This is a genomic window from Micromonospora sp. NPDC048830, assembly GCF_043198215.1.
GTDB lineage: Bacteria > Actinomycetota > Actinomycetes > Mycobacteriales > Micromonosporaceae > Micromonospora.
In genome coordinates this window covers 160,023-173,953 of the sequence record NZ_JBICUP010000008.1, presented here as the reverse complement: position 1 = coordinate 173,953, position 13,931 = coordinate 160,023, and the positions used below count along the sequence as shown (strand labels likewise).

At 73.2% G+C, this 13,931-nt stretch carries 9 protein-coding genes; 6 read left to right on the top strand and 3 right to left on the bottom strand.

Annotated features, from left to right (window positions below):
* Positions 1-46: 46 nt before the first annotated feature.
* On the top strand, positions 47-4,093 hold the full coding sequence (hrpA, locus tag ACGFIZ_RS10655; RefSeq protein ID WP_393417915.1) for an ATP-dependent RNA helicase HrpA: 4,047 nt from the start codon (positions 47-49) through the stop codon (positions 4,091-4,093).
* A 67-nt stretch (positions 4,094-4,160) separates the two neighbouring features.
* Here the strand turns inward: hrpA and rfbB are convergent, their stop codons facing one another.
* Both rfbB and ACGFIZ_RS10645 read right to left on the bottom strand, forming a co-directional pair.
* Positions 4,161-5,204 (bottom strand): dTDP-glucose 4,6-dehydratase, encoded by a 1,044-nt coding sequence (gene rfbB, locus ACGFIZ_RS10650; RefSeq protein WP_347666903.1) that lies wholly within the window; start codon positions 5,202-5,204, stop codon positions 4,161-4,163.
* A 235-nt stretch (positions 5,205-5,439) separates the two neighbouring features.
* Entirely contained in the window at positions 5,440-6,369 is a 930-nt protein-coding gene (locus tag ACGFIZ_RS10645) for a LysR family transcriptional regulator (RefSeq protein ID WP_393417913.1), read from the bottom strand.
* 35 nt (positions 6,370-6,404) lie between these two features.
* On the opposite strand from ACGFIZ_RS10645, the gene ACGFIZ_RS10640 reads away from it, so the two are divergent.
* The 5 genes from ACGFIZ_RS10640 (at position 6,405) to ACGFIZ_RS10620 (ending at position 12,363) form a co-directional block, all read left to right on the top strand.
* Positions 6,405-7,136: a succinate dehydrogenase cytochrome b subunit gene (locus ACGFIZ_RS10640; protein ID WP_393417911.1), complete on the top strand. Its 732-nt coding sequence runs from the start codon at positions 6,405-6,407 to the stop codon at positions 7,134-7,136.
* 2 nt (positions 7,137-7,138) lie between these two features.
* The gene (locus ACGFIZ_RS10635) at positions 7,139-9,076 is read left to right on the top strand and encodes a fumarate reductase/succinate dehydrogenase flavoprotein subunit (protein ID WP_393417909.1); all 1,938 of its coding nucleotides are present in this window, start codon (positions 7,139-7,141) and stop codon (positions 9,074-9,076) included.
* Complete coding sequence (locus ACGFIZ_RS10630; protein ID WP_393417907.1) at positions 9,073-9,834, top strand: succinate dehydrogenase/fumarate reductase iron-sulfur subunit; 762 nt, start codon at positions 9,073-9,075, stop codon at positions 9,832-9,834. The genes ACGFIZ_RS10635 and ACGFIZ_RS10630 overlap by 4 nt, the downstream gene beginning before the upstream one ends.
* A gap of 540 nt (positions 9,835-10,374) precedes the next feature.
* Positions 10,375-11,091, top strand: coding sequence for a hypothetical protein (locus ACGFIZ_RS10625; RefSeq protein WP_393417905.1), 717 nt, complete (start codon positions 10,375-10,377; stop codon positions 11,089-11,091).
* 129 nt (positions 11,092-11,220) lie between these two features.
* Complete coding sequence (locus tag ACGFIZ_RS10620; RefSeq protein WP_393417903.1) at positions 11,221-12,363, top strand: MBL fold metallo-hydrolase; 1,143 nt, start codon at positions 11,221-11,223, stop codon at positions 12,361-12,363.
* A 52-nt stretch (positions 12,364-12,415) separates the two neighbouring features.
* Here ACGFIZ_RS10620 and ACGFIZ_RS10615 read toward each other — a convergent pair whose 3' ends face one another.
* Positions 12,416-13,927 carry a deoxyguanosinetriphosphate triphosphohydrolase family protein gene (locus tag ACGFIZ_RS10615; RefSeq protein ID WP_393417901.1) on the bottom strand — a complete coding sequence of 504 codons (1,512 nt, stop codon included), beginning with the start codon at positions 13,925-13,927 and terminating at the stop codon, positions 12,416-12,418.
* Positions 13,928-13,931: the final 4 nt, after the last annotated feature.

Below are 13,931 nucleotides of genomic sequence, written 5' to 3'. Positions count from 1 at the left end.
AACCCGGGGGCGGCCCGGCGCTGCGCTGCCTATCCTTGGCGACGACATGCAGAATCCAGCCGCACCCGCCGCACCCGACACCGTCCGCGAGCTGCACCGCCGCCTGCCCGCCCTGATGTTCCGCGACCAGCGCCGGCTCCAGCGCCGCCTCGACGGGGTCCGCCGGCTGCGGGAGCCGCAGCGGCGCGAGGCCGCGCTCGCCGAGATCGCCGCCGACGTCGCCCGGGCCGAGCAGCGCCTGGCGGACCGCCGGGCGGCGGTGCCACGGATCACGTACCCCGTCGGGCTGCCGGTCAGCGAGCGCAAGGACGACATCGCGGCCGCGATCCGCGACCACCAGGTGGTGATCGTCGCGGGCGAGACCGGCTCCGGCAAGACCACCCAGCTGCCCAAGATCTGCCTGGAGCTGGGGCGCGGGGTGCACGGGCTGGTCGGGCACACCCAGCCCCGGCGGCTGGCCGCCCGCACCGTCGCCGACCGGATCGCCGAGGAGGTGGGCACCGAGCTGGGCGACGTGGTCGGCTACAAGGTCCGCTTCACCGACCAGGTCAGCGACCGCAGCCTGGTCAAGCTGATGACCGACGGCATCCTGCTGGCCGAGCTGCAGACCGACCGGATGCTGCGCCAGTACGACACCCTGATCATCGACGAGGCGCACGAGCGCAGCCTGAACATCGACTTCATCCTGGGCTACCTGAAGCAGCTTCTCCCCCGCCGGCCCGACCTGAAGGTGGTCATCACCTCGGCGACCATCGAGACCGAGCGGTTCGCGAAGCACTTCGCCGACGCCGAGGGCAACCCCGCGCCGGTCGTGGAGGTCTCCGGGCGGACGTACCCGGTGGAGGTGCGGTACCGGCCGCTGGTCGAGGTCGTCGAGGCCGAGAACGACGGGGACGACGGGGACGAGGAGAACGTCCGCGACCAGATCGAGGCGATCGGCGACGCGGTCGAGGAACTGGCCGCCGAGGGGCCGGGCGACATCCTGGTCTTCCTCAGCGGCGAGCGGGAGATCCGGGACACCGCCGACGCGCTGGGCAAGCTGGTGGAGCGCAAGCCGGCGCTGCGCGGCACCGAGATCCTGCCGCTGTACGCCCGGCTGTCGGCCGCCGAGCAGCACCGGGTCTTCGCCCCGCACGCCGGGCGCCGGATCGTGCTCGCCACCAACGTCGCGGAGACGTCGCTGACCGTGCCCGGCATCAAGTACGTGGTGGACCCGGGCACCGCCCGGATCTCCCGCTACTCCAGTCGGTTGAAGGTGCAGCGGCTGCCGATCGAGGCGATCTCCCAGGCGTCGGCCAACCAGCGCAAGGGCCGCTGCGGGCGTACGTCGGACGGCATCTGCGTCCGGCTGTACGACGAGCAGGACTTCCTGGCCCGCCCCGAGTTCACCGACCCGGAGATCCTGCGCACCAACCTGGCCTCGGTCATCCTCCAGATGACCTCGATCGGGCTGGGCGACGTCGCCGCGTTCCCGTTCATCGACCCGCCGGACCGGCGCAACATCGCCGACGGCGTGAACCTGCTGCACGAGCTGGGCGCGCTCGACCCGGCCGAGCCCGACCCGGCGAAGCGGCTCACCCCGCTGGGCCGGCGGCTGGCCCAGCTCCCCGTCGACCCCCGGCTGGCCCGGATGGTCGTCGAGGGCGAGCGCAACGGCTGCGCCACCGAGGTGATGGTGATCGCCGCCGCCCTGTCCATCCAGGACCCTCGGGAGCGGCCGGCGGAGAAGCAGGCCCAGGCCGACCAGGCGCACGCCCGGTTCACCGACAAGGAGTCCGACTTCGTCGCGCTGCTCAACCTGTGGCGGTACCTGCGCGAGCAGCAACGGGAGCTGTCGTCCAGCGCCTTCCGCCGGATGTGCCGCGCGGAGTACCTGAACTACCTGCGGGTCCGCGAGTGGCAGGACATCGTCAGCCAGCTGCGCCAGGTGCTACGTACGCCGGAGCAGGGCGGCGGGCGGCCGGCGCCGGACGGCGCGGATGGCGGGCGGGCGGCCGCGGACGGCGGGCGGCGCCGGGGCGGGGCGGACCTGCCGGAGGAGATCGACACCCCGCGGGTGCACCAGTCGCTGCTGACCGGGCTGCTCTCCCACATCGGGCTCAAGGACGCGCAGAAGCACGAGTACCTGGGCGCCCGGGGCGCGAAGTTCGCCCTGTTCCCCGGCTCGGCGCTGTTCAGGAAGCCGCCGCGCTGGGTGATGTCCGCCGAGCTGGTGGAGACCTCCCGGCTCTGGGGGCGGGTGAACGGCCGCATCGAGCCCGAGTGGGTCGAACCGCTCGCCCAGCACCTGGTCAAACGCAGCTACAGCGAGCCGCACTGGGAGAAGAAGCAGGCGGCGGTGCTGGCGTACGAGAAGGTCACCCTGTACGGCGTCCCGATCGTCGCGTCGCGGAAGGTCAACTTCGGCCGGATCGACCCGGCGCTGTCCCGGGAGCTGTTCATCCGGCACGCCCTGGTGGAGGGCGACTGGTCCACCCACCACCGGTTCTGGACGGACAACCGGAAGCTGCTCGCCGACGTCGAGGAGCTGGAGAACCGGGCCCGGCGGCGGGACATCCTGGTCGACGACGAGACGATCTTCCAGTTCTACGACGAGCGGATCCCCGCCGACGTGGTCTCCGGCCGGCACTTCGACGCCTGGTGGAAGAAGACCCGACGGGAGCGGCCGGACCTGCTCACGTTCACCCGCGAGCTGCTGGTGAACGCGGGCCGGGGCGGGGTCGCCGAGGCCGACTACCCGGACGAGTGGTCCGCCGACGGGGTGACGCTGCCGCTGACGTACACCTTCGACCCGGGCACCCCCACCGACGGGGTGACCGTGGACATCCCGCTGCCGCTGCTCAACCAGGTGCCGGCGGAGAGCTTCGACTGGCAGGTGCCCGGCCTGCGCGAGGAGCTGGTGGTCGCGCTGATCCGGTCGCTGCCCAAGGCGATCCGGCGCAACTTCGTCCCGGTGCCCGACTACGCCCGCGCGGCCCTCGCGGCGATGCCCGCGGGTCAGGAGCCGCTGCTGGACGCGCTGACCCGGCAGCTGCGCCGGATGACCGGGGTGACCGTGCCCCGGGACGCCTGGGACGTCGACCGGCTGCCGCCGCACCTGCGGGTCACCTTCCGGGTCACCGACGAGGAGAACAAGCCGGTCGCCGAGGGCAAGGACCTGCCGGCGCTGCAACGCCGGCTCCGCCAGGAGGTACGCCAGGTGGTGGCCGCCGCCGCGCCGGACGTGGCCCGCACCGGCCTGACGGAGTGGAGCATCGGCGCGCTGCCGCGCACCATCGAGCAGGTCCGCGCCGGGTACGCGGTCACGGCGTACCCGGCCCTGGTGGACGAGGGCGACACCGTCGGGGTGAAGGTGTTCGACACCGAGGCCGAGCAGGCCGCCGCGCACTGGGCGGGCACCCGCCGGCTGCTGCGGCTGACCCTGCCGTCGCCGGCGAAGTTCCTGCAGGGGCGGCTGTCCAACGAGGCGAAGCTGGCACTGAGCCGCAACCCGCACGGCGGCGTGCAGCAGCTCGTCTCCGACGCCACCGGGGCGGCGATCGACAGGCTCGTGGCCGACGCCGGCGGCCCGGCCTGGGACGCCGAGGGCTTCGCCGCGCTGCGCGAGGCCGTCCGCGCCGGCCTGGTCGACACGGTGGTCGAGGTGATGGGCCGGGTCCGCCAGGTCCTCACCGCCGCGTACGCGGTCGAGCAGCGGCTCGGCCGGACCCAGAACCTGGCGGTCGTGAGCGCCCTGGCCGACATCCGGGCCCAGCTCTCCGGCCTGGTGCACGCCGGGTTCGTCACCGAGGCCGGGTACGCCCGCCTGCCCGACCTGCTGCGCTACCTGACGGCGATCGAGCGGCGGCTGGACCGGCTGCCCGGCAACCCGCAGCGGGACCGCCAGCAGCAGGACCGGATCGCGGCCGTCCAGCGGGAGTACGACGACATGCTCGCCGCGCTGCCGCCGAGCCGCCGCCGCTCGGCGACCGTCCGGCAGATCCGCTGGATGATCGAGGAGCTGCGGGTGAACGTGTTCGCCCAGGCGCTGGGCACCCCGTACCCGGTCTCGGAGCAGCGGATCTACCGGGCGATGGACGACGCCGAGGGATGAACCGCGCCGGCCCGCCCCCGCCTGCGCTCGGGCAGCGGGCGGGGGCGGGCCGGCACGGCGGTCGCGGTCAGTGCACCGGGGCGGGCACCGCGCGACCGACCGGGAGGCCCCGGACCGAGTTGGTGAGCGGCGTCCCGGGGCGGTGTTCCGGGTACGCGTGCGCCCACCAGGCCCGGTTCTCCCGGTACCAGTGGAAGACCTCGGTCAGCCCGTCGGCGAACCGGATCTGCGGCTCGAAGCCGAGCTCCTCCTGGATCTTCGTGTAGTCGAGGGAGTACCGCTGGTCCTGCACCTTGCGGTCGGCGACATGCCGGACCCGGTCCCAGCCGGCCCCGGCCAGCAGCAGGATCTTCTCGGCCAGCGCCCGGTTCGTCAGCTCGACGTCGCCGCCGATGTTGTAGACCTCGCCGGCGCGCCCCTTCGCCAGCACCAGCGAGATCGCCCGGCAGTGGTCGTCGACGTGCAGCCACTCGCGGACCGCGCCGCCGTCGCCGTGCAGGGTGATGTCGCCGCCGGTGAGCAGGCTGGTGACGAAGCGCGGAATGACCTTCTCCACGTGCTGGTACGGCCCGTAGTTGTTGGCGCAGCGGGTGATCGACACGTCCACGTCGTACGTGCGCCAGTAGGAGCGGACCACGCAGTCGCTGGCCGCCTTCGACGCCGCGTACGGGGAGTTGGGCTCCAGCAGGCAGCGCTCGGTCCACGAGCCGTCGGTGATCGAGCCGTACACCTCGTCGGTGGAGACGTGGACCACCCGGCCCACGCCCGCCCGGGCGCAGGCGGCCAACAGGTGGTGCGAGCCCATCACGTTCGTCTCGAAGAACGGCGCCGGGTCGTCGATCGACCGGTCCACGTGGGACTCGGCCGCGAAGTGCACGACCGCGTCGTGCCCGGGGACGAGGTCCGCGAGCAGTTCGCGGTCGCAGATGTCGCCGTGCACGAAGGCCAGCCGGGGGTGGCTGGCGGGCAGGTTGTGCCGGTCACTGGCGTAGGTCAGCTTGTCGATCACCGTGACGTCGCAGTCCTCGAACCCGACGTACCGCCCGTTCAGCAGGCACCGGGTGAAGTGCGATCCGATGAAGCCGGCACCGCCGGTAACCAGGATCCTCATGTGGTGGCCTCCCTGCCACGCGAACCCGCGCATCGACTCCTCCACACGACCTCGCCGTGTGGTTCGCCCGCGTACCGGCCGGGTCCGGTCCCCCGAGCGTCCGGCGGTACTGCGAGTAGTGGGGCGTTCTGCCCCTGTGCAAGGCTCCACCATAAGCGACGAGACGGCATACATGTGGACATTCAGTGCGCTTGAGGTCGATTTGCCTCAGTGAGGCTATAACGGGATGCCCACCTCAACGCGGCTCCACGCCGGGCGGCAGGTCGTCCTGCGCGATCGCGGCGTGGACGTACTCCATGAGGATGCGCCACAGCTCGCGCCCGGCGTGGGTGGGCACCACGTCGCGGCGGCGGGCCACCGCGATGGTCCGACGCACCCCGGGCGGGGCCAGCCGGGTGACCCGGATGCCGGGGCGGCGGGCCACCACCATGCCCGGCACGAGCGCCGCCCCGAGGCCGGCCTCGACGAAGCCCAGCACCGCGTCCATCTCGCCCCCGTCGACGGAGACGGTGGGCTCGAACCCCGCCTCCCGGCACGCCTGGAGGGTGGCGTCGCGCAGGTCGTACCCCTCGCGGAACATCACGAGGGGCCGGCCGCGCAGGTCGGTGATGCGCAGCTCGCCGTTCGGCAGGGTGCCCGGCAACTCGTCGAGGGAGGCCACCACCAGGCTCTCCCGCAGGATCGGATCGGCACGCAGCCCGGGGTCCGCGCCCTGGGCGGGCATGATGATCAGTGCCAGGTCGAGGTCGCCCCGGAGCAGGTCGCGGACCAGGTCCTGCGAGCCGCCCTCCTCCACCCCCAGGTCGACGTTCGGGTGGGCGTCGCGGAACCGGCGCAGCACCGGCGGGGCCAGGGAGGTGGCCAGGCTCGGGGTGGCGCCGAGGCGCACCCGGCCGCGCCGCAGGCCGACCAGTTCCTGCACCTCCCGGGTGGCCGTCTCCACGTCCGCGAGGATGCGCTTGGCCAGCGGCAGCAGCACCTCGCCGGCGGCCGTGAGGGCGATCCTGCCCCGCACCCGCTCGAACAGCGGGGTCCCGAGGTCGGTCTCCAGGGCGTGAATTTGCTTACTCAGCGAGGGCTGGGTGATGCCGACGAGGTCAGCGGCCTGGGTGAAATGTCGTAGTTCTGCGACCGCGACGAAGTATCGGAGCTGATGGAGCTGCACCTACATAGCTTAAAGCTATCAAGACTGCGACTTCGATGCATTGGACGACTAATCCAAGTACTCCTAGCGTCGGTCTCGTGGTAGTCACGAAAACTCGGTCGCCCATCCGCTCCAGCGTCGGCCTCAAGGCCGTCATGGCGGTGACGGGCATCCTCCTGGTGCTGTTCCTCGTCGTGCACATGCTCGGCAACCTCAAGGTGTTCACGGGGGAGACCTCGTTCGACCACTACGCGCACTGGCTGCGCGAGCTCGGCAGCCCGCTGCTGCCCCCGACCGGGTACCTGTGGCTCCAGCGCACGGTCCTGCTCGTGGCTGTGCTCGCCCACATCGGCGCGGCGACCGCGCTCGCCCTGCGTGCCCGGGCCGCCCGGCCGGTCCGGTACGCCCACCGCAAGGCCGTGAAGGGCAGCTACGCCGCCCGCACGATGCGCTGGGGTGGGGTGATCATCCTGCTCTTCGTGATCTACCACATCCTGGACCTGACCACCGGTCACCTGAACCCCCAGGGCGACGCCAGCAACCCGTACGGCAACGTGGTCGCCGACTTCGCCCCGGAGCGCTGGTACGTCACGCTCTTCTACACCCTGGCGATCGTGGCGCTGGGCTTCCACCTGCGCCACGGCGCCTTCAGCGCGTTCCGCAGCCTCGGCCAGCAGACCCCGAAGGGTGAGCGCCGGGCGCGCGCCGTCGCGCTGGTCCTCGCCGTCGCGCTCAGCGCCGGCTACCTGGTGGTCCCGTTCGCCGTACTCACCGGATTGGTGGCCTGACCATGGATCTCTACACCGAGGGCGACCCGATCGCCGACACCAGGGCTCCCGACGGCCCGATCGAGACCCGTTGGGACCGCCGCCGCTTCTCGGCCAAGCTGGTCAACCCGGCCAACCGCCGGAAGATGACGGTGATCGTGGTCGGCACCGGCCTCGCCGGCGGCTCGGCCGCGGCCACGCTGGGCGAGCAGGGCTACCAGGTCAAGTCGTACTGCTACCAGGACAGCCCGCGCCGGGCGCACTCGATCGCGGCGCAGGGCGGCATCAACGCCGCGAAGAACTACCGCAACGACGGCGACTCGGTGCACCGGCTGTTCTACGACACCGTCAAGGGCGGCGACTTCCGCTCCCGGGAGTCGAACGTGCACCGGCTGGCCGAGGTGTCGGTCAACATCATCGACCAGTGCGTGGCGCAGGGCGTGCCGTTCGCCCGCGAGTACGGCGGCCTGCTCGACACCCGCTCGTTCGGCGGCGCGCAGGTGCAGCGCACCTTCTACGCCCGGGGCCAGACGGGCCAGCAGCTGCTGCTCGGGGCGTACCAGGCCCTCGAACGGCAGATCGGCCTGGGCAACGTGGAGATGAACGCCCGGCACGAGATGCTGGAGCTGATCGTCGTCGACGGCCGGGCCCGCGGCATCGTCGTCCGCGACCTGGTCACCGGCGAGATCACCACGGATTTCGCGGACGCCGTCGTGCTCGCCTCCGGCGGCTACGGCAACGTCTTCTACCTCTCCACCAACGCCAAGGGCTGCAACGTCACGGCCACCTGGCGGGCGCACCGCAAGGGCGCGTACTTCGCCAACCCCTGCTACACCCAGATCCACCCGACCTGCATCCCGGTCTCCGGCGACCACCAGTCGAAGCTGACCCTGATGAGCGAGTCGCTGCGCAACGACGGCCGGGTGTGGGTGCCGAAGGCCGAGGGCGACGACCGCAACCCGAAGGACATCCCCGAGGACGAGCGGGACTACTACCTGGAGCGGATCTACCCCTCCTTCGGCAACCTGGTGCCCCGGGACATCGCCTCCCGGGCCGCCAAGGCCGTCTGCGACCAGGGTCGCGGCGTCGGCCCGAGCGGGCTGGGCGTCTACCTGGACTTCGCCGACGCCATCGGGCGCCTGGGTCGCAGTGCCGTCGAGGCGAAGTACGGCAACCTCTTCGAGATGTACGAGCGGATCACCGGCGAGGACCCGTACGAGGTCCCGATGCGGATCTACCCCGCCGTGCACTACACGATGGGCGGCCTGTGGGTCGACTACGACCTCCAGTCGACCGTCCCGGGCCTGTTCGTGATCGGCGAGGCCAACTTCTCCGACCACGGCGCGAACCGCCTCGGGGCCTCCGCGCTGATGCAGGGCCTCGCGGACGGCTACTTCGTGCTGCCCAACACGATCGCCAACTACCTGGCCGGCGGCCCGTTCGAGAAGGTCGACGCCAGCCACCCGGCGGCGGTCGAGGCACGCGCGGACGTCGAGGACCGGATCCGGCGGCTGCTGGCTGTCAACGGCGACCGGACGGTCGACTCGTTCCACCGCGAGCTGGGCCAGATCATGTGGGAACACTGCGGCATGGAGCGCACCGACGCCGGGCTGCGCAAGGCGATCGACGAGATCCGGGCGCTGCGCGAGCAGTTCTGGACGCGGGTGCGCGTGCTCGGCGACGGCGAGGGGCTCAACCAGTCGCTGGAGAAGGCCGGCCGGGTGGCCGACTTCTTCGAGCTGGCCGAGCTCATGTGCATCGACGCCCTGCACCGCGAGGAGTCCTGCGGCGGTCACTTCCGCGCCGAGCACCAGACCCCCGACGGTGAGGCGCAGCGCGACGACGACCGATTCTCGTACGTCGCCGCCTGGGAGTTCACCGCGACCGGCCAGCCGTCGGTGCTGCACAAGGAAGACCTGAAGTTCGAATACGTCCACCCCACGCAGCGGAGCTACAAGTGAATCTGACCCTGCGCATCTGGCGCCAGAAGGGCCCTGAGGACAAGGGTCGGATGGTGACCTACCAGGTCGACGACGTCTCCCCCGACATGTCGTTCCTGGAGATGCTCGACGTGCTCAACGAGCGGCTCATCCTCGCCGGCGAGGAGCCGGTCGCGTTCGACCACGACTGCCGCGAGGGCATCTGCGGCATGTGCGGCATGATGATCAACGGCGAGGCGCACGGGCCGCAGCGCGGCACCACGGCCTGCCAGCTGCACATGCGGCAGTTCTCCGACGGCGACACGATCGACATCGAGCCGTGGCGGGCCCGGGCCTTCCCGGTCGTCAAGGACCTGGTGGTCGACCGCGGCGCGTTCGACAGGATCATCGCCGCCGGCGGGTACATCACCGCGCCGACCGGCAGCGCCCCCGAGGCGCACTCGGTGCCGGTGGCCAAGGCCAACGCGGACGCCGCCTTCGAGTCGGCGGCCTGCATCGGCTGCGGCGCGTGCGTGGCGGCCTGCCCGAACGGCTCCGGCATGCTGTTCACCGCCGCCAAGGTCACCCAGCTCTCGCTGCTGCCGCAGGGCCAGCCCGAGCGCTACACCCGGGTGATCGGCATGCTGGACGCGCACGACGAGGCCGGCTTCGGCGGCTGCACCAACGCCGGTGAGTGCACCGCGGTCTGCCCGAAGGGCATCCCGCTGAACACCATCGGCCGGCTCAACCGCGACTACCTCAAGGCGACCGCCGTCCGCGGGGACACCCCGGGCAGCTGACCCGGCCGCCGGCCCGAGGCCCGCGAACACACCGACCGCCGTGTCCCGCGACAGGGGCACGGCGGTCGGCCGTCTGCGGACCTGGGCGGCCCCGACCCCGGCGGCGGCCAGCGCCTCGGCAGGGCCGACGCGGGCCCTGTGGAGCTGCCCCGTCGACGCGCCCGCGGCCCGGCCGACCCCGACCCGCCGCGCCGCCGGCGCCCCCGGCGCCACCCTCGGCCTCGCCTGCCCGCCGCCACGTGCACCACGTTCGCCCCCGGGGTGACCCGGCGGGTGAGCGGGGCGAGGCTGACACCCACCGCCCCACGCGACACCCGCGCACGTCTGCCCCGCCCGCGCGGGCAGCTCCACAGGCCCCGCCCAACAGTGCCGACCCCTCCCGACCAGCCGCGATCCGCGCGCCTCGGGGCGGGCCCGCGACCGGGCGACCGCACGGGCCCCGTGTCATGCTCGCTCCATGAGGTCGGGGGCACACGCAGCGCAGTCTCTTCCCCTAGGGTGGCGGGAACAGTGATCCGCATCCATCGATGGGAGAGACGATTGACCATCCGGGTGAACCGCAGGACCGCGCTGGGATTCGGAACGGTGGCCACGGCCGGGGCGGTGTTGGGCACCGCCGGGCCGGCGTCCGCCGCCGCCGTCGCCACCACGCCCCGCCAGGCCGCCGACCAGGTGGCCGCCGCGTACGCCGAGGAGACAGCGCTCGCGGGGGGCAGCTGGCGGGCGTACGTCAGCGTCGCCGACCCGGGCGGCGCGCCGCAGGTGGCCGTCGCCGACGAGTCGAACGTCCTGCTCCAGGCGTACAGCGTCAACAAGGTCGCGGTGGCCACGGCGGTGCTCGACAAGGTGGACCGGGGGCTTGGAGCCGGTGGCCAACCCGAACCGCTTCTACCTCGGCACCAGCACCCCGCGGGAGACCCACGACCTGCTCCGCTGCTGCGCTCCCCCATCGCGTTCACCGACGGCATCCGGCGCGAGATGTCCTCCGCCGAGCGCGCCCGGATCGGCACCAAGGCGGGCTGGTTCGGCAGCGCCCGGCAGGAGGCGGGGGTGATCTTCGACGCGTCCGGCGCGCCGGTGCTCACGTACGCGCTGTTCGCCGACGGCCAGGCCCGCCCGGACGACTTCGGCGCGACCCATCCCGCGGTGCAGGCCCGGGCCCGGATGGGCCGCCGCTTCCTGACCGCGGTCGACGGGCTCGCCGGCACGGGGCGCACGTATCGCGCGCCGGCGCACCGCCCCAGCAACGGCGGCTGACCCGGGCCCGCGTCGCCCGCGGCCCGGGCGGGCCGGCCCCCGCGCCGGCCCGCCCGGGGACGACCCGGCGGGTGCGCCGGTGGCCTACCGTGTACTGGCGGGGCGACCGGCTGAAGGGGGAGCGCGACGATGGCGGAACCAGCGGGACAGGGCGGACGACGGGCAATCGCGCGGCGGCTGCCCGGGGCGGCCGGACTTGCCGCCGTCGCCGGCCTGGCCTGGGTGGGGCGGGACGTGCCGGCGGCGCTGGGCGGCCGGCTCACCGGGGCCCGCGCCGAGCGGGCGGCCCGTTCGCCTCAGTTCCGCGACGGCACCTTCCACAACCGGCCGGGCTCCCGGTCCGCGCCCGGCGCGGTGGACCGCAACCTCGTCCGTGAGCTGATCTTCGGCAAGCAGAAGCGCCGGCCGAGCGCCGCCGTGCCGCTGCTGCGCCCGGCCGACGCGCCCGCCGCCGACGACGGCCGCGAGCTGAACGTCGTCTGGTACGGCCACGCCTCCACCCTGGTCGAGATCGAGGGGCGGCGGGTGCTGCTCGACCCGGTGTGGAGCGACCGGTGCTCCCCGTCGGCGCTGGTCGGGCCGCGCCGGCTGCACGAGCCGCCGGTCGGCCTGCACGAGCTGCCGGCCGTGGACGCGATCCTGATCTCCCACGACCACTACGACCACCTCGACATGGCCACCGTGCGGGAGCTGACGGCCCGGCAGTCCGCGCCGTTCCTGGTGCCGCTCGGCGTCGGGGCGCACCTGGACCGGTGGGGCGTGCCGGAGCACCGGATCGTCGAGCTGGACTGGTCGGAGAGCCACCGGGTCGGCGGGCTGACGATCACCGCCACCGCCGCCCAGCACTTCTCCGGACGGGGGCTGCGCCGCGACGGCACGCTGTGGAGCTCCTGGGTGGTGGCCGGCGCGCACCGGCGGGTCTTCTACACCGGCGACTCCGGCTACTTCGACGGGTACGCCGAGATCGGCGCCCAGCACGGCCCGTTCGACGTGACGCTGATGCAGATCGGCGCGTACGACCGGGCGTGGCCGAGCATCCACATGTTCCCGGAGGAGGCCGTCGCCGCCCACCTCGACCTGCGCGGCGGGTTGTTCGTCCCGGTGCACTGGGCGACGTTCAACCTGGCCCTGCACGACTGGTCGGAGCCGGTGGACCGGCTGTGGGCCGAGGCGAAGGCCCGCGACGTCCGGCTCGCCGTGCCCCGCCCCGGCGAGCGGGTGGTGGTGGACGACCCGCTTCCGGTCGACGGCTGGTGGCAGGCCGTGGCCTGAGCGGCGCCCGCCCGCCAGCCCGCGAACGCGCCTTCAGAGCACGAACGCGCCTTCAGAGCACGAACGCGTCCGTCCAGAGCGCGCCGGAGCGGCCGGAGAGCGCGTCCAGCATCGCCACCGCCTGCCCGTCGGTGAGCTGGGCGACGAAGTCGACGATGGCCCGTCCCCGGGCCCGGCCGATCCGCTCCGGCGTACGCGGGTGCAGCTCCGCCTCGGCCAGCTCCACCAGGTCGTGCAGCCGGCGCGGCAGCCGGGACTCCTCCTCCGGGTCGAGCAGCCACTCCCACAGCGCCTCGACCAGCGTGCCCAGCAGCCGGGCCTGGCCGCGCTGGTGCAGGGCGAGGTCCGGCCGGGCCAGCACGAACCGGTGGTGGACGAACTTGAGCACCTGCACCTCGTGCCACTGCGCCGGGCCGAGCAGCACGTGCCCGGAGCGCATCGACGGCGCGTCGGTCACGGTGATCGCGTCCACGAGCCGGGTGGTCCACCGGGCGGAGAACCGGGCCACGTACTGCTCGGCCTCGATCGAGCCGTCGAACGGCAGCGCCAGCAGCCCCTCGACCAGCTCCTGCCGGACGTGCTCGACGGCCGCGGCGAACGCCTCGTCGTCGGCGATCCAGCCGTCCTTGCGGTGCAGCTGCCGGCGCAGCCGTTCGATGGCCGCCCCCGGGCGGCGGGCGGCCCCGGCCAGGGCCGGCTCGGTGACCGCGCGGAAGTGCCCGTTCTCCCGCTGCCAGGCCATCAGCTCGGCGGCCACCGCGCCCTGCTGGAGCACCCCGACCCGATAGAAGTCCTCCACGTCGTGGATGGCGTACGCGATGTCGTCGGCGGTGTCCATCACCGACGCCTCGACGGTCTGCTGCCAGTCGGCGATCCGGCCGGCGAACGGCTCCCGGGCCTGCCGCAGGTCGTCCAGCTCCGTGCGGTACGCGCCGAACTTCGCCGAGCCGCTGTCGGGATCGTCCGGCGGGGCGGCCGCGCCGCGCGGCGGCGGGGCGAGGTGCCGCGGGTGGGGATCGGGGTGGTCCAGCCGCGTCCACGGATACTTCAGCATGGCCGCCCGGACCGCCGCGGTCAGGTCGAGCCCGGTGGTGGCCGCGCCCCGGATCTCGGTGCTGGTGACGATCCGGTACGACTGCGCGTTGCCCTCGAAGCCGTCGGCCAGGCCGAGGCGTTGCCGGGCCAGCCGGTCGAGCACCCGCTCCCCCAGGTGCCCGAACGGCGGGTGCCCGAGGTCGTGGGCGAGCGCGGCGGCCTCCACCACGTCCGGGTCGCAGCCGCCGAGCTTGTCCAGCAGGTCCCGCCGGCGCCCGTCGGCGGTGAGCCGCTCGGCGATCGCCCGGGCCACCTGGGCGACCTTCAGGCTGTGCGTGAGCCGGTTGTGCACCAGCAGGCCGGACCCGCCGGGACTGACCACCTGGGTGACCCCGCCCAGCCTGGTGAAGAAGGGCGAGGCGATGATGCGGTCCCGGTCGGCGCGGAAGGGGCTGCCGGCGAGGTCACCGAGGGCCCGGGCGCTGCCGCCGAACAGCCGCCGCGCCCGCGGGTCAGCGGGAAGATCCATGATC